This window comes from Methylocella tundrae (genome assembly GCF_038024855.1).
In the GTDB taxonomy this organism is placed as follows: Bacteria; Pseudomonadota; Alphaproteobacteria; order Rhizobiales; family Beijerinckiaceae; genus Methylocapsa; species Methylocapsa tundrae.
On the sequence record NZ_CP139089.1, the window covers coordinates 24,507 to 41,256 of the forward strand.

Genomic DNA, 16,750 nt, shown 5'->3' on the forward strand with positions numbered 1-16,750 from the left:
ATGATCGGGATGCTCAGGGGCACTCTTGGGGGCGCAACGACATACGCCACTTGCCTCATCGTAATTCTCGGATCTTGCACGCTGCCGCCGGCGTTCGCATCCGAGTCGAATGTGTTGCCTGTCCCCGCTATTACGATCTATCCGGGCGATGCGATCAAAGACAATTGGCTGGTTGATCGCGACTTTGGCCTGACCTCTGCGGTGAGAGCCAATGTGATCGTCAGCCGTGACTTGCTCGTTGGGAAAATTGCGCGAAGAACCTTGCTGCCCGGTGCGCCGGTGCCTTCGAATGCGGTGTCGGCGCCGAAGATTGTAGCGAACGGCGCGAAGGTCAGGATTGTGTTCGCAGAGGGCGGCCTGACAATCGCGACCTATGGCGCGGCGCTTCAGGACGGCAGCGTTGGCGACATCATATCCTTGCGCAATCTCGAGACGGGGTTGACGGTCTCGGGAATTGTACAGGCCGATGGCACTATTCTTTTGAGCGGCGGCTGATGCTTCGCACATTTCTGATTCTTCTTTTCAGCGCAATCGTGGCTGTCTCTGCCGAGGCGTCGGTACGCATCAAGGACATCGTCACCTTGCAAGGCGTCCGCGACAATCAGCTTGTCGGCTACGGGCTCGTTGTCGGGCTTCAGGGCAGCGGCGACACGCTAACGAATTCGACCTTCACGCAACAGGCGCTGCAGTCGATGCTTGACCGCATGGGAATCAATGTTCGCGCCCTTGCGTTGCGGACACGGAACGTCGCAGCAGTCCTTGTGACGGCCGATCTGCCCCCCTTCATCCAGCCCGGATCGCGCATGGACGTCACGGTGTCTTCTCTCGGTGACGCGACGTCCCTTTACGGCGGAACTTTGATCCTGACGTCGCTGTTGGGCGTCGACGGCCAGACATACGCGATTGCGCAGGGACAAGTCGCTGTCGCTGGTTTCGTCGTCCAAGGGCAGGCCGAGACGATCACGCAAAATGTCGCGACGGCTGGGCATATCCCCAATGGCGCCTTGGTTGAGCGAGAAGTGCCAGGCGGGCTGAGGGATGTCGGGCCGCTCGCCCTCGTCCTGAAGAATCCCGATTTCAATACGTCGACCTTGATAGCTGATGCGATCAATCGATTTGGAGTTCGTCGATATGGCGTCCGTCTTGCGCGCGAAAGCGATCTGAATTCTGTCGCCCTTATGAAGCCGGCAAATGTAGGGACGACCCGCTTCATGGCTGAAATTGGCGATCTTCTGGTGGAGCCCGACGCGCCTGCCCGCGTCGTCATCGACTCGCGCAGCGGCACGATCGTCATCGGGCAGGATGTCCAGGTCTCGACCGTCGCGGTGACGCATGGCAATCTCAACGTCCGCGTCGTCGAGACGCCTGAAGTCTCACAGCCCGCCCCGTTCTCGAACGGTCGGACGGTGGTCGTTCCACGCACCGACATAGACACAAATCAGCAGGGCGGACATATCGGCATAGTGCGAGGCGCAAGCTTGCGAGAGCTTGTATCCGGACTCAATCGCATTGGCCTGAAGCCAATGGGCATCATCGCCATTCTTCAGGCGATCAAGGCCGCGGGGGCTCTCCACGCCGAGCTCGTCGTTCAATGATCGGAGGCGGCCGTCGTGACCAGCCCTGCGCAAGTCAATTCAAAGATGATTAGGGCAGCGCGCTGGAGACGACGCAGATGATATGTAGAGTTTCGCGTTCCATGATCGGCTTGATAATTTACACGGCGATCGCTGTCGCCATGCCGGATACTGGCCGCAGCCTTGAGCAGAAGAAATCTGATCCGGCGAGAGGCGCGGAAGCGAAGCCGCCACAATCCGACGTTCAGCAATTCTGTTTCAATAACGCTGGCGTCATTGGCGATGCGCGAATCGCCTGGCAGACAGCCAGGCTTTCTGAACTTGCGGCACAGATTGGTGCGCGTCTGGCCGAGCTGGAGGCTAAGAAGGCCGAATATGAAGCATGGCTTCATAAGCGGGACGACATGCTGAAACAGGCGACGGAAGGCGTCGTGATGATTTACGCAAGGATGCAGCCCGACGCGGCGGCTCTTCAACTTGCGGCTATGGACGATTCAATCGCCGCGGCGATCCTGGCGAAGCTTCCGGCGCGAGCCGCGAGCGCTATCCTCGATGAAATGGAGGCGGGCCGCGCCGCGCGGCTCGCACGTTCTATGGCGGGTTCCGACTCCGCGCTGGATGGAAAAAAGTCCTAGATGAGATACGTGGCGCTTGTCCTTTTCGTACTATCGCTTTGCGGCTGCGCCGGCGATGTCAGGGAGATTGGAAGGGAGCCTTCCATGAGCCCGGTCGGCACAGGCCTCATCGCCGATGTTCAGCCGACCGCGAGCGCGCTTTTCTTGCCGGCGGGCAAGAGCAATTCGCAATCAATCTGGAGCGGCGGGCGCGCCGATATTTTCAGCGATCCGAGAGCGGCCAAGATAGGCGATGTAGTGACCGTCAATATCGCAATCAACGACCGCGCGACATTCGGCAACGCGACGGACCGTTCGCTTGATTCGAAAGTCAACGCAAATTTCGATTGGAAGCTCGGCGTCAACAGTAAAATAAGCGAATTCAACCCTCAGCTGACATCCGAGTCCATGTCATCGACACAAGGGCAGGGGACCACTGACCGCTCGGAGAAGATTCAACTGTCGGTCGCCGCCGTCGTCACGGACGTCTTGCCGAATGGCAATCTCATTGTCAGCGGTTCGCAAGAGGTGCGCGTCAACTTCGAGCTGCGTTTGTTGAACGTCGCAGGAATCGTACGGCCGCGCGACATATCGAGAGATAATACGATTTCCTACGACAAGGTCGCCGAAGCGAGAATTTCCTACGGCGGCAGAGGCCGGATCATGGAGGTGCAGCAGCCGGCCTGGGGTCAGCAGCTTTATGATTGGTTCAAGCCATTTTGAGGTCGCCAAACTGGAGAGGCCGCAGGCGAATGAGGCAATATCACACGCGAAGAGTCCATGAGCTCGCCGGCCAATTGTCCGCCGGGCCGAAGGCCGTGGTGTGGACGGTGGGGTCGGCTCCGCGATGACGATGGGCGACGATTTTGAACAATTACCGGGTCCGCCAGCCCCGGCCGGCCCATCGATCGCGATTTTCGCCGGCGCAATGGTGGGGCTTACGCTCATCGCTGTTGCGTCGGGCGGCGTGCTTGGGCTGCGCATCGCGGCGGTCAAAAGGGCTGAGATTCAGGCCAGCACTGATGCGCCGCCGCCGCCGAAGGTCATCGCCCCCTACGCGGCTGATACGAATTTGCGCGACCTGCCCCCTATCATCGCAAATCTCGCGGATCCGCCAGACGCCTGGGTCCGCCTCCAGGCGACGCTCGTCCTTGATGGCGCGTCAACGCCGAAGCCGGAAATCGTCGCGGCTGAGATCGCCGAGGACATTCTGGGCTTTATGCGCACCGTTACTCTGGCGCAGATCGCGGGCGCGAGTGGTCTGCAGCATTTGCGCGAAGACCTAAACGAGCGCGCCGCCATTCGTTCGAATGGCCGAGTGCGCGAACTCATCCTCCAAACCTTGGTGGTGCAGTGAAAAGATCCTCCATCGGCATTCTGATGCTCGCGTCGGCCGCGGCGCTTTGGGCCAGCTCCGCGTCGGCGCAGACGCCGGACCTCAATGCGCTGATCCCGCCGGGCGGAGGCTCCGCCGCCGGCCGCATCATTCAGCTCGTCGCTCTATTGACAGTTCTTTCCGTCGCGCCTGGTCTGCTCATCATGACCACAAGCTTCACGCGCTTCGTCGTAGCTCTGTCGTTTCTCCGTTCCGGCATTGGCCTGCAAAGTACGCCCGCCAATCTCATTCTCATCAGCCTTTCTCTCTTCATGACCTTTTACGTTATGGCGCCGACGTTTGAACGCGCCTGGGACGGGGGCGTAAAGCCTCTCATGGACAACAGCATCACGGAGCAGGAGGCTTTCGGTAAAATTGTCGAGCCGTTTCGCGACTTCATGATGTCGCAGGTGCGCGACAAGGATCTGAAGCTTTTCGAAGATCTCGCCAGGGAAAATTTCAAGACCAAGGACGAATCTCCGGGCGAAATCCGGACCCTGATCCCGGCCTTTATGATTTCGGAGCTACGTCGCGGATTCGAGATCGGATTTCTGATTGCTTTGCCGTTTCTTGTCATCGACATGATTGTATCGACGCTGACGATGTCGATGGGCATGATGATGCTGCCGCCCTCCGTCATTGCCCTTCCTATCAAGATTTTGTTTTTCATCCTTATCGACGGCTGGAATCTTCTGATCGGAAGCCTCGTCCGATCCTATATGTGAGCGCCGGACTCGAAAGCGCCATATATCGACGATAGAATTAAGCTTTGCGCAAGTTTGATGCGCTAACACAAAAAGACGACAGGTTGGATCCTCGAAATATCTAAAGGCATCATGCCGCCCTGTCGTACCGGCGCAAATCCGGTATGTCCCCAGCTGAAACGAACTCAAGGGACATTCCATGTCGAGCCTTTTGACCAATACCTCCGCCATGACTGCGCTTGCCTCACTGACGCAGACGCAGAACAACCTTAGCAAGACCGAGAGCCAGATCTCGACAGGTCTTCGCATTTCGAGCGCGTCCGACAACCCCGCCTATTGGTCGATCGCGACCAAAATGAGCTCCAACGTCGGCGCCCTCGGCGCCGTAAACGACGCGCTGAGCGAGAGCTCCGCATTGGTGTCCACCATGAGTTCGGCGCTGAACAGCACGATCTCGGTGGTCACCGCGATCAAGAACGACCTCACGACCGCATCGAACGCCGGCGCTGATCTGAGCAAGATCCAAACAGACATCGCGGCGCAGCAGGCGTCTTTGCTGAGCATTGGAAGTTCGGCCAATTTCAATGGCTTGAACTTCCTCGAAACGACGGGCGGCACAGTCAATCTGGTCGCATCCTATGATTCGACCAACGGCGTCAGTTTCCTCAGCGTGGATACGAGCCAGACAGCTCTGTTCAACGCGACGACCGGGGCGACCACTGGAATACTTGGAGCGAGCGGCGCGAACTACACCACAGCGTCGATCTTGTCCTTGAACATTACCACGGCGACCGCCGGCGATCTCTCCAACATGCTGAAGGATGTGGAGAAGGCGATCAGCTCGATCACGACCGCGGCGAGCACGCTTGGCGCGACGACTACCAACCTCTCGACACAGCAGACCTACATCTCGAACCTGAGCGACTCTCTCACCACCGGCGTCGGCTCTCTTGTCGACGCCAATATGAACGAGGCGGCGACGAAATTGGCCGCTCTCCAGGTGCAGCAGCAACTCGGCATTCAGGCGCTCAGCATCTCGAATTCCAATTCGCAGCTGATCCTGAAACTCTTCCAGTAAAACCGGCCGGTTGATAACTTCGGCCTCGATTAAGCAGGGCCGCGCTCGCGGGGGCGCGGCCCTTTGTATGCAACCTCCGGGCAAGCTTGCCCGCCTAGATTTGGTCTGTCGATAGAGCAGCTGATCGAGGCGGGGATGGTCGGACAGAAACAAATCGAACGCATCTGGGCCAATTTGCTCAAGCTTGGTTCACGCCGGCTCATCGCGTTGGCCATGATCGGCGTTTCGGTTTTTGCGATGACAGGGCTCGCGGGCTATTTTCTAAGCCGTCCCGCGCTCGAGGTCCTCTATGCCGGACTCGACAGGCAGGATGTGAGCCGGATTGGCGCGGCCCTTAAGGAGGCCGACATCGCCTTCGACGTCAATTCGGATGGAAACACGGTCCTCGTCCGTTATGGCGAGACCGCGCGCGCGCGAATGTTGCTCGCCGAGAAGGGCCTGCCGAACAGCCCCAACGCCGGCAATGAATTGTTTGATAAGCTTGGTTCGCTCGGCCTCACCTCCTTCATGCAGGAGGTGACGCGGGTTAGAGCGCTTGAGGGCGAGCTGGCGCGGACGATCCAGTTGATGCGTGGCGTGAAGGCGGCTCGCGTTCATGTCGTCATGCCGGATCAAGGTTCTTTCAGACGCACGCGCGAGCCGCCGTCAGCGTCGGTCGTGATCCGGACGGAAATGGCGGACGACGTTTCCGCCGCCAAATCCATCCGCCATCTCGTGGCCTCGGCGGTGCCCGGAATGACCATGGAGGAGGTCACGGTTCTGAATACAGAAGGCGTGCTTCTGGCGTCTGGTAATGATCTCGCAGATTCCGCGCCAGGCGGCATGTTGACGCTGGAGCGGACGGTATCGCAGGAAATCCTCGACAATATCCGCAAGACGCTGACGCCCTACCTTGGCCTGCGGAATTTCCAGATCAGCGTTGCGGCGCGGCTGAACACGGATAAGAGGCAGACCAGCGAGACGATCTTCAATCCAGACTCGCGAGTGGAGCGATCGGTGAAGATTACCAAGCAAAATCAGACGTCGCAAAACAGCGTCAGTCAATCGCCGGCGACGGTTGAGCGCAATCTGCCGCAGGAGACGGTGAAGCCTGATGACGGCAAACAGTCGAGTGAAGAAAGCAAGAAAAGCGAAGAGCTGACCAACTACGAAGTCTCGTCTAAGACGATCAGCACGACGAGCGGGGGCTATGGCGTCGACAATATATCCGTGGCCGTCCTTATCAATCGGGCGAGCCTTCTGGCGTCTCTCGGCGGCAAGGCGACGCCTGAGGCGATCCAAAAGCAACTGAACGACCTTGAGCAATTGGTCGCCTCGGCGGCCGGCGCGCACAAGGAACGAGGCGACAATATCAAGATCTCGGCGGTCGATTTCATCGACGCCGATCGCGACCTTGCGCCGCAGCCGCCGCCGGCGGTCGCTGAAATGTTGCTTCGGCAATCGGGGAATGTCTTGAACGCGGTGACGATTCTCGTCGTCACTCTCCTTCTCATCTGGTTCGGGCTGCGGCCCGCGGCGCGGGCGATACTTGCCGCGCCGGCCGTTGTCGCGGGATCGGCCGAGACGGTCGCGCTGGAGAATTTCTCCGCTTTGGATGGTCACGATGAGACCGGCCTGCAACTTGGAGGGTGGGGGCCTCCAGGCGAGGTCAATCTGATCGAGGATCTTACCAACAATCCGCGCCGTTCGCCGCAAAAGCGTCTTGAGCAAATAGTCGAGTTCGATGAGGAGCAGGCGGCGGCCATTCTGAAGCAGTGGATGCATCAGGGAGACTACGCATGACGCCGCGTCCGGTCGCGCTTTACCTTGGGCGTTTTGGCGACCATGAGCGCCCAGATTCAGCGCGGGAGCAGCTGTGCGAATTGGACGATGTCGAGGAGCCTGTCGAGGAGCCGGCCGCTGCCTCGCGCGATGATGAGCAGCGCGCTCGTGAAAAGGCTCGTGATGAAGGCTACGCTGAAGGATTTGCGGCGGCCAGCCATGAGCAGGAAGAGATGCGTCGCGCCGAGCATCTCGCCTTCGAGCAGCAGATTGTCAAGGAACGCGACAGATGGACCCAAGATGAAGGCGCCAGGCTTGGCGCCAAGATGGAGGCGGCTCTTGCGGAAATCGAGACGAGAATAGGTGCGAGCGCCGCGCGGATCCTGCGTCCATTTCTCGTAAGGCAAGCCGGTCGGAAGGCAATTGATGAATTGGCTGAAAGCCTCAAGCAAATGCTCAGTGGAAGCCGGAACCCGCTTGTCGAGATCACTGGTCCGGAGGATCTCCTCGCGGCGCTTCAGACCAGATTGGCGGGATCGGCGGCGTGCGCCGTCTGGACGCCCGGTCCAACGATGGACGTTCGAATCATCGCGGATCAAACCCTGATCGAATCGCGGATCCAGGCTTGGATCCAGCGAATTGAGGCATCGCCAAAGTGAGCTAACCCGTGGCCAGTAAAGAAGACCAGGAAATCGTCATTATAAAAAGGCATGCCGCTCAAGAAGACGGTCATCACGGCGGCGCCTGGAAAATCGCCTTCGCGGATTTTATGACCGCGATGATGGCCTTGTTCCTCGTCCTGTGGCTGATCAGCTCGACCAGCGACAAGACGAAGCACGCGGTCGCGCAATATTTCAATCCGGTCAAGCTCGTTGACGTCACGACTCTCAAGAAGGGATTTCGTGATCCAAAGAACACCGAGATGGGCGCGGGACCAAAGAGCAGCGAATCGAAGATTGAAGCTGACACGGACCAGAACCTCGCTGAGACCAAGGAAGTCGCTGTTCAACCCGGAGCCAAATTGCCGACGCATTCTGAGTCGGCGCTGTTTCGCGATCCTTATGCTGTCCTTGCCGAGATCGCCGGGCAAGCCCGCGTCGACGAGACGCCGAAGCCGACGTCCGGGCCCGCGCCGACCGCCGCGGCTGAGTCGGCCCCAGACACGCTCGATAGCTTCAGTGACCCCTTCACCACCATTCCGCATGTTGCCGAGCCTGCCGCGCTATCACAGGCCGCGCCGGCGCCGATTGCAGCGCAAGCCGCCACAGCCGGTCAAGGCGAACATAGCCATCCCCCCGCGCATGATGCGACTGCGGCGCGGCCAAATGCGGAGGTCAGGACGCATGGTTCCGGGCCGGCCGCGGGCCCGGACAGCGTCGCGGAAACGCCCCAGCTCAATGAGGCGGACGCGGCAAAACTGAAAGCCGACGTTATGGCGCTGGCAAAGCAGGAGGGTCGATCACCGGCCGGCCCCCATATAGAAGTCCAGAGCACAGGCGAAGGGCTTCTCATCAGTCTCACAGACGACAGAAATTTCGCGATGTTCGCCATCGGTTCAGCTGAGCCGCAATCGAAAACCATCGAAGTCATGGCGAAGATCGCCGAATTGTTGAAGACGCGCGCCGGAGCCATCGTGGTTCGCGGACATACTGACGCCCGCCCCTTCAAATCGGCGACTTATGACAATTGGCGGCTCTCCACCGCGCGCGCGCACATGGCTCATTACATGCTGGTTCGCGGCGGTCTCGACGACAAGCGCATCGAGAAGATCGAAGGCTACGCGGACCGTCGATTGAAGATCGCCGCCGATCCGATGGCCGCCGCCAATCGACGCATCGAAATTCTGCTGCGAAAGGACAAACCGTGATGGAAGCGCCGAGATTGTTGCTTGGTCTCGCGTTGACGTGCATCTTTAACGCCACGGCCTTCGCGCAGCGGGCGGAAGATCCGCAGACTGATCAGCGCAAAGGGCAGCCGTTTGAGATCGCGCGATCAATGGAGGCGACGCAAGACGAGATCGTCTTGGGAAGCGTCGACGCGCGGAGCAGGCTGCCGAAATTGATTGGGCAGATCGCCGAGCGCCTTCTCGCAGCGGAGCCTTCCCTCTGGCGGGATGCACGCAACGACCACGCGGCGGTGATCTACACGCTCAGCGGGGGGCAGCCCCGCGTGATCAGAAAGGTCCTTCAGCTCGGCAACGCCTCCGAGACGGAGAGGAATCTGATGACAGGAGCCCTGGCTTATGTCGAAGGACAGCAGGCCAAGGCAAAGCAGATCCTCATGGCCATCGATGCGATGGCGTTGGCGCCTTCTGTCGGCGGATATGTCGCGCTCGCCCAATCGGCGCTGATCGCCAAGGAGAATCCGGCTCGCGCCATGAGCTTGCTCGACCAGGCGCGCGTTCTTGCCCCTGGCACGCTGGTCGAAGAGGCAGCTCTGCGTCGCTCGGCGTTTCTTGCTGATGAGATGTCCGACCTTGGCCGATTTGTGACATCGTCGAGCCAATATTTTCGCCGATATGCGAGATCTGTCTACGCCGATAATTTCCGTCGTCGTTTCGCGGAGTCGGTGGCGCATTTCGGCTTGACCAGCGACGCGGCTCAGCGCGCGAAACTGACTAATCTGCTGCGCGAACTCGATAGCGAGGAACAGCTTAAACTCTATCTGCTTACGGCCCAATCCGGCATATTGAAGGGCAAGATAGAGCCTGCTCGCTACGCCGCGGAACAAGCCCTGCGTTTATCCGAGGAAACCGGTCTCGAGAAGGACCGCGCGAAACTTTACGAAGCGGCGACGAAGATATTGCTGAGGTCTCCCGAAGCGGGGCTTCGCGAGGTCGCAGAAATCGATGAAAGGCATTTGCAAAAGCGCGATGTGGAGCTCAAGGAAGTTGTCACAAAAACGGGCGCGGAAATTCAAAAGACGGCGGACGATGCGCAACGCCCGAGTGATGTAGGATCTGCAGAACCACAATCGTCCTCAAATGGCAATGACGGCCCGTCGCCGTCCGCGCTCATCGAGTCCGCGCAAATGGCGCTTAGCCAGACTGAAGCTCTTTTGAAAAGGGCTGGACCATGAACCTCATCGATGGATTGATACGAGGCCGACCCGTCATTCCGGATTCGTCGACCACGGCGAAATCAGGGGGCGGCGGCGACGCAGTTTCAAATGCGGCGTCGGGCGCGGTTTTCGGCGACGTATTGTCCGAGGTGTCGAAACGCGATGGCGGCCTCGGTGGGTCTTCGGCCGCTTCGACAAGTCAAGCGATCGCGATATCAACATCGACTCGTGAATCGGCCAGCGCAAAGATCGGCGTCGTCACGGTCAGCGAAAGCAGGCTGCGCCCATCGGATGGAACCGGAACTGATGGCGCCGTCGCGGACGCGGCGGCGCTCAACGCTCCGGCTGCCGATTCGGGATCGCCATATGCCGCGCCCGGCATCGCGCCGACTGCCGGCGGACAGCCGGTCCCTCACGCCGACGACAGCGGTGGTCAGGCGCCACGGCGACCGCCTTACATCCCTCAGACTGACGTTGCCGCAAGCTCAGGCTCCCTCAATCGCCACGCGGTCAGCCGGGTTGACGATAAGGCGGCTGTTGAAGCCGTCAAGTCAACAGAGGCCGTCGCGATAAAGGACGGCCGCCCGGCCGCGCTGGACACGCGGCTAGAGCCGCGCTCCAGAACATCTGAAGCGGATACGAAACACACTGGCGCGCCATCAAGGAAGCGGGATGGCGACGGGACGAGCTTGGTCTCTCCGAGCCTTGCGGGCGCCAGCAGCGATGTTTCGAGCGGTCAGATCACGAACATTCCCGTCAACAACGGGGCGTCGGCCGCGCCATGGTCCGGGATCGCGCCCTATCAGCGGTCTATCGACGCGATGTCGGTCGCTCCTTCGATTCAACCATCGCGGGGCCGCGGCGACGCCGACGTACCCCGTGTTCCGAAGTCGGCGACCGCGGGCGCCATTGCCGTCAGATCGAGCATGGATCTGGCCGCGGCGCAGCCATCCGCCGCGGCTGTGGCGATGAAATCACCTTCGACCCCTTTGCGCGCCCCGGCGCCATCGGGAGGCGCTGTGGCGACGTTCGAAGAAACCGAGGCGGCGCCTTTCCAGGCCACTGCTCTTGGCGAGAGGGCGGCAGCGCTGGCGCCGCCAAATCTTCCGAGCGCACCGCGGCCGCAGGGCCGTCAGACGACGCCCGGACTTAGCGCGCCGCCGGGCAACGCCCCCCCCGGTATGCCTGCGACTGACTTGACGCCAACTCCTGAGGAATCAACCGCGTCATTTTCTACAATCGCAGCGGCGTCGCCCCGCGTCGGTCAATCCACCGGGTTTCCAGAGCGTGGCCAGATCAAGGTTGCGGTTCTTGATAGGCAATCGCACTTTCCGCCTACCGCCGGGTTCTCGCCGATCCATCAAATCGCCGATCGAATCGCGCCGGAGGCCGCCTCGCTTGTTTCGTCTCTCGGAGAAGCAGCCGAGCCCGGCGCCTCGTCGGGCGCTTCACCGGCGGCCGGCGTATCGGACGCCACACAGTCACAGGTCTTGCCTACTGTGATGAAGAGTTTGAATCTGCAACTCGAACCAGAAACCCTGGGCGCCGTCACGATCAGGATGCGGCTTTCGGGCTCACGTCTTGAGGTGCAGGTTGAGCCGGCTCGCGCCGACACTATGCGTCTCATTAGTGATGATAAGGATCGTCTCGCGGAGAAACTGCGCTCGTCCGCTTATACATTGGATGGCGTCGTCGTGAAGCTCGCCGGACAGCAGAGCCCGCACTTGCAGCAAGGGGCCGACCCAACCACCTCGTCGGACACTCAACGCGATGTCCCCACATCATGGAGGCCATCGCAACAAGGAAGTTGGAGCGCCGATGATCAATCGGGAGCGCAAAGAGAGAGCGCGTCGTCTCAACAGCGCGCGAGAGACGACTCTGAGGATAGGTCTTCCGGCGTTAATAGTGGCGGCGCTGTCTATCTTTGAGGGCGTCAGCTTTGGCGCGATACACGCTTGGGCGCACCCGGACTCAATCAATCTGTGTGAACGCGAAATGACGCGCGCAGCCACAAAATATGATGTTCCGCTCGGCGTTCTCTATGCCGTCGGGCTGACCGAAACCGGCCGGCGTGGCGCACTCAGCCCCTATGCGCTCAACATCGAAGGGCAATCGCTTTTTCCGGCCAATCTCGATGAATCGATTCGACGCTTTGAATCAGCGCGTAAAGATGGCGCGCGCCTTATTGATGTCGGGTGCATGCAGATCAACTACTATTTTCACGGCCAACGGTTTCGATCCCTCGAAGCGATGTTCGACCCGCGCGAAAATGTCGAATATGCCGCGCAATATTTGAAAGCGTTGCGCGCGAGAGAAGGCAATTGGACTCTCGCGGCGGCGCGCTATCACGCCGGACCAGGCAACAATCCCGCCCAGAAAAAATATGTTTGTCAGGTCATCTCCAATATGGTCGCCAGCGGCTTCGGCGCTTGGACAATGAATGCCCGCAAATTTTGTCAGTGAGAGAACGTTCTCCGCGTCTCCGTCGACGCGATGTGCTCGATGCGAGAAAAACACAACCTAAACACGAATTAATGTTTGACGCATTGGCGATAGTCGTTAATAATCAGTTAATGAGGAGATTTGATTCAGGGGAAGTCCAAATGCTTGTAATTATTGATGATCGGGAGATTGTAACGTCAGGCTACACATCCCGTTTTGACAGCGAAGGGGTTTCTTCCGCTGGGTTTTGCCCAGAAGAATTTCGCGAATGGGTTGCAACGGTTGCAGAGACGGATCTCGGAGCTGTCGAGGCGTTTCTGCTTGGGGATTGCAAGGATCGGCAGGCCTATCCAAGAATGATCCGGGAGCGATCCCGCGCGCCGGTGATCGCAATGAATGAAACGCCGTCTCTCGAGCAAACTCTCGATCTTTTTGCAGCCGGCGTCGACGACGTCGTTCGTAAGCCAATCCACGTGCGCGAAATCCTGGCGCGCGTAGGCGCTATCAGGCGGCGACACGAGGATGAGGCTCAGTCGATCGAGCTCGGCGAACTTCGCGTCTTTTTCGATGGACGCGATCCCGAACTCAAGGGAAATGTTCTCGTCCTGCCGCGGCGCGAGCGCCGGATTCTGGAATATCTCGTCAACAATCGCGGCAGGCGCGTCAGCAAGGCTCAGATCTTCAATGCGATATACGGAATTTTCGATGAAAACGTCGAAGAGAACGTCGTCGAAAGCCATATCAGCAAGTTACGCAAGAAATTACGGAGGCAGCTCGGATATGATCCGATCAACTCAGTCCGTTATCTTGGCTATCGCCTGGATGGCACAATTTAAAGAGGTTGCAGCCGCCGAGCGCTAAGTATAGCGTTCTCAAAATTCCATTTTCCTTCTATCCATACGTCTAGAAGCATGGCAGAGACCAACAGCCTCGCCGGGGTCCCGGATCAAGGCTCTGCGATGCAGCTGGCCGGAGCACAGTCAACTCGTCGCAGCATAACCTTTGTCGCAAGTCACGGGGCTCCAGGAGGAGCGCGGCTCCATGCTTGCTGATCTTGCCCCACTAAAGATATTCTGTCGGCGCATCTCGTCAGCCAAATGGCCGCGGCAATTCTTGGCGTTCTAACGAGGTTCGTCCCCAAGCGCGCCGGCGGGACCGCTCGAAAGCCGTCAACGCGCGGTAAACAACATCCTTGACGCCGGAAAAGCCGTCTCACGTGCTGGAGCCAGCGATCACGGGCGACGCCCGCCACGCGCGTCGCAGGACGATAGCAAATGCATGCCTTGAGCCAGCATAGAACCAACGCTCGGTCAGTTTTGCGCAAGCTCGATCCGATTAGACTGGCTCACCCAACGCGGAGATTCTTCGATGAGCCTTTTTAGCGCTTTGACTGCGAGCGTGTCCGGAATGACGGCGCAGGCAAACAAGCTTTCCACAGTATCCGATAACATCTCAAACTCGGACACCACTGGCTACAAGCAAGCCTCGACCGAATTCTCGGATTTGCTGAACGAGACCAGCACAACCAGCTATAATGCTGCTGGCGTAGGAACATTTGTACGTTATGATATTTCCTCGCAAGGCAGCCTCACGAGCGCATCATCGACGACCGATCTCGGCATCCAAGGCAACGGGTTTTTTCTCGTCACGGACTCCAGCGGGGCGACCTACCTCACGCGAGCGGGCAACTTCACACCCAGCGCATCCGGAGATCTTGTCAACGCCGCGGGGTTCACGCTGCTTGGCTACAGCGTCGCCTCGGGCAGCACGTCCGCTGACGGAATCAGCGCGCTTCAGCCTGTCAACGTCACCGGCGATGGCTTGAAGGCCGTCGCATCAACCACAGGAACCTATACGGCAAACCTCAACTCCGACGCTACCGCCGTCACAGGCGTTCTTCCCAGCGCGAACCTTGCCGCATCGACCTACACCTCAAAGTCAAGGCTCGTCACCTACGATAATTTGGGCAATGTCGTAACGCTCGACATATATTCTACGAAGACGGGGGCGAACACATGGGAGCAGTCGATCTATAATGGCGCTGATGCTGCGCCAGGAGGCGGCTTTCCTTATTCGACTGCGGCTCTCAGCACGCAAACGTTGAATTTCAGCACCGCTGACGGCAGTCTGACCACTCCGACCAGTGTCTCAGTCGCTATTCCAAATGGGCAGACGCTAAACCTCAGTCTTGCCGGTACGACGCAATTGGCGTCGTCTTTCGCTGTCACTGCCGCGACGACGAATGGAAGCGCGCCGAGCGCTGTTAAAAGCGTCAGCATCGCCACGGATGGCGTCGTGTCCGAGGTGTTCGCCAACGGAACGACGAAGGCGATCTCGAAGATCCCGCTTGCGAGCGTCGCTAGCGTCAACAATCTGACCTCCTTGGCGGGCGATGTTTATCAGGCAAACACCCAATCGGGATCTATTCTCGTCGGTGATGCGGGGCTGGGTGGTCTCGGGTCGATCGAGTCCTCACAGCTCGAGTCCTCCACAGTCGATCTCGCGACGCAGTTGACGGATATGATCGTCGCGCAGCGCAGCTATGAAGCGAACTCCAAAGTATTTCAAGCGGGGTCCGATCTGCTATCTCAGCTGAACAATATGTTGAAATAACGGTCAGCCTTCGTGATCAAAGGGTGTGTATGTCATGAGTCTTTCCAGCGCCGCGAGAACAACGCAGTCTGGGCTTTCGACGATAACCGCGGAAATCGCGGCGCTCACCCGGAATATTTCCGGAGCGACCGACACGACCGTCTATTCGCGCAAGATCGCAAATGTTGCAACGACGTCATCGGGCGCGCAGGTCGTCTCTCTGACGCGCGCCTCCAACCAGGCCGTGTTCGATAACGTGCTGTCAGCCACCGCGGCGAGTGCGGCCCAGCAAGCGATTTCGGCTGGTCTCGATACGCTCAATCAGACGATCGGAGATGTCTCGGGCTCGACGTCGGGTTCGGCCTCGACCGCGACTTCGCCGGCGGCGCTAATCAGCTCTTTCGGCAACGCGCTTCAAACCTACTCAGCCTCACCGAGTGATTCCACAGCGGCGGCGGCGGCTGTGACCGCGGCCAAAAGTCTGGTCAGCGGCTTGAACAGCGCATCGGTGACGGTGCAGCAAGCCCGTGAAACGGCTGATTCAGGCATGGCGAGTTCGGTTGCGGCGATCAATTCTCTGCTCACCCAGTTTCAAACGGCGAATCAGCAAGTTGTCTCAGGTCTGGCTAGCGGGGCCGATGTAACCGATGCGCAGGACCAGCGCGATACGATCCTGCAGCAGCTCTCCCAGCAAATCGGCATCTCGACGACCGTTGGGTCGAACGGAGATATGTCCATCTATGGGGATAGCGGGGTCACATTGTTCCAGGGCGGCGTGGCAAGGACGCTAACGTTTGAGGCGACAAGCACCTATACAGCATCGACCGCTGGCAACGCTGTTTACGTCGACGGAGCGGCGATCACGGGAGGGTCAGCGACGATGCCGATCGCATCCGGCAATCTCGCGGGCCTGGCCACGCTGCGCGACACGATAGCTCCCACATATCAGACGCAACTGGACAATATGGCTGGGGCGCTCATCAATTCCTTCGCCGAAAGCGATCAAGCAGGCGTGGGTCCGAGCCTGCCGGGTCTTTTCACGACGCCCGGCGCGACCGCTCTTCCCGGCGCGAACGGAGGGTTAGCCAGTCAAATAAGTGTTAACGCTAGCGTCGATCCCAGCCAGGGCGGAAACGTAAATCTTTTGCGCGACGGCGGCATATCCGACACAGCGAATACAAACTATACTTATAATACGAGTGGCGCGTCGGGCTTCACGGGGCGCCTATCGCAACTGACCAGCAATTTGTCTGCAACGCAGACGTTCTCATCCGCTGGAGGCATCACCACAAGCGCAAGCCTGAGCAATTACGCGGCAGCGTCGGTGAGTTGGCTCGAGGCTGAGCGTTCGAGCGTTTCATCCAGCAGTAGCTATCAAAGCACGCTGTTGAGCACGGCGTCGACAGCTCTCTCGAATGCGACCGGTGTCAACATAAATGATGAAATGTCCAAGATGCTGGATCTTGAGCAATCGTTTTCCGCGTCTGCGAAATTACTAACCTCTATCAACGACATGTTCAATGCCCTCGCGGCTGCAATAATTGGATAGG

At 59.2% G+C, this 16,750-nt stretch carries 16 protein-coding genes; 15 read left to right on the forward strand and 1 reads right to left on the reverse strand.

What is annotated here, in order from left to right:
* From flgA to fliF, 8 genes are all read left to right on the forward strand, one after another.
* Positions 1-495, forward strand: a complete 495-nt coding sequence (gene flgA / locus SIN04_RS02515) for a flagellar basal body P-ring formation chaperone FlgA (protein ID WP_244605632.1) — start codon at positions 1-3, stop codon at positions 493-495.
* A complete protein-coding gene (gene flgI / locus SIN04_RS02520; RefSeq protein WP_134485971.1) occupies positions 495-1,595 on the forward strand; it encodes a flagellar basal body P-ring protein FlgI in 1,101 nt (366 codons plus the stop codon). Before flgA ends, flgI begins: the two co-directional genes overlap by 1 nt.
* Positions 1,596-1,696: 101 nt before the next feature.
* Positions 1,697-2,209 carry a MotE family protein gene (locus SIN04_RS02525; protein WP_244605633.1) on the forward strand — a complete coding sequence of 171 codons (513 nt, stop codon included), beginning with the start codon at positions 1,697-1,699 and terminating at the stop codon, positions 2,207-2,209.
* A complete protein-coding gene (gene flgH, locus SIN04_RS02530) occupies positions 2,210-2,911 on the forward strand; it encodes a flagellar basal body L-ring protein FlgH (RefSeq protein WP_174512195.1) in 702 nt (233 codons plus the stop codon).
* Positions 2,912-3,011: 100 nt separating this feature from the next.
* Complete coding sequence (locus SIN04_RS02535; RefSeq protein WP_341264181.1) at positions 3,012-3,545, forward strand: flagellar basal body-associated FliL family protein; 534 nt, start codon at positions 3,012-3,014, stop codon at positions 3,543-3,545.
* Positions 3,546-3,568: 23 nt separating this feature from the next.
* Positions 3,569-4,288 carry a flagellar type III secretion system pore protein FliP gene (gene fliP / locus SIN04_RS02540; RefSeq protein WP_134492197.1) on the forward strand — a complete coding sequence of 240 codons (720 nt, stop codon included), beginning with the start codon at positions 3,569-3,571 and terminating at the stop codon, positions 4,286-4,288.
* A 178-nt stretch (positions 4,289-4,466) separates the two neighbouring features.
* Positions 4,467-5,345, forward strand: a complete 879-nt coding sequence (locus tag SIN04_RS02545) for a flagellin (protein ID WP_134485974.1) — start codon at positions 4,467-4,469, stop codon at positions 5,343-5,345.
* A 135-nt stretch (positions 5,346-5,480) separates the two neighbouring features.
* Positions 5,481-7,127, forward strand: coding sequence for a flagellar basal-body MS-ring/collar protein FliF (fliF, locus tag SIN04_RS02550; RefSeq protein WP_134485975.1), 1,647 nt, complete (start codon positions 5,481-5,483; stop codon positions 7,125-7,127).
* Between the two features lie 56 nt (positions 7,128-7,183).
* Here fliF and SIN04_RS02555 read toward each other — a convergent pair whose 3' ends face one another.
* On the reverse strand, positions 7,184-7,705 hold the full coding sequence (locus SIN04_RS02555; protein WP_134485976.1) for a hypothetical protein: 522 nt from the start codon (positions 7,703-7,705) through the stop codon (positions 7,184-7,186).
* A gap of 68 nt (positions 7,706-7,773) precedes the next feature.
* On the opposite strand from SIN04_RS02555, the gene SIN04_RS02560 reads away from it, so the two are divergent.
* The 7 genes from SIN04_RS02560 (at position 7,774) to flgK (ending at position 16,749) form a co-directional block, all read left to right on the forward strand.
* Complete coding sequence (locus tag SIN04_RS02560; RefSeq protein WP_341264182.1) at positions 7,774-8,973, forward strand: MotB family protein; 1,200 nt, start codon at positions 7,774-7,776, stop codon at positions 8,971-8,973.
* On the forward strand, positions 8,973-10,184 hold the full coding sequence (locus SIN04_RS02565) for a hypothetical protein (RefSeq protein ID WP_134485978.1): 1,212 nt from the start codon (positions 8,973-8,975) through the stop codon (positions 10,182-10,184). The genes SIN04_RS02560 and SIN04_RS02565 overlap by 1 nt, the downstream gene beginning before the upstream one ends.
* Positions 10,185-11,725: 1,541 nt before the next feature.
* Positions 11,726-12,094 carry a hypothetical protein gene (locus tag SIN04_RS20205; RefSeq protein WP_423136040.1) on the forward strand — a complete coding sequence of 123 codons (369 nt, stop codon included), beginning with the start codon at positions 11,726-11,728 and terminating at the stop codon, positions 12,092-12,094.
* Complete coding sequence (locus SIN04_RS02570; protein WP_244605634.1) at positions 11,985-12,629, forward strand: transglycosylase SLT domain-containing protein; 645 nt, start codon at positions 11,985-11,987, stop codon at positions 12,627-12,629. Before SIN04_RS20205 ends, SIN04_RS02570 begins: the two co-directional genes overlap by 110 nt.
* A gap of 140 nt (positions 12,630-12,769) precedes the next feature.
* Positions 12,770-13,444 (forward strand): response regulator transcription factor, encoded by a 675-nt coding sequence (locus SIN04_RS02575; RefSeq protein WP_134492199.1) that lies wholly within the window; start codon positions 12,770-12,772, stop codon positions 13,442-13,444.
* A 532-nt stretch (positions 13,445-13,976) separates the two neighbouring features.
* Complete coding sequence (locus tag SIN04_RS02580) at positions 13,977-15,221, forward strand: flagellar hook protein FlgE (protein WP_134485981.1); 1,245 nt, start codon at positions 13,977-13,979, stop codon at positions 15,219-15,221.
* A 34-nt stretch (positions 15,222-15,255) separates the two neighbouring features.
* Positions 15,256-16,749, forward strand: a complete 1,494-nt coding sequence (gene flgK / locus SIN04_RS02585) for a flagellar hook-associated protein FlgK (RefSeq protein WP_134485982.1) — start codon at positions 15,256-15,258, stop codon at positions 16,747-16,749.
* Position 16,750 lies beyond the last annotated feature (1 nt).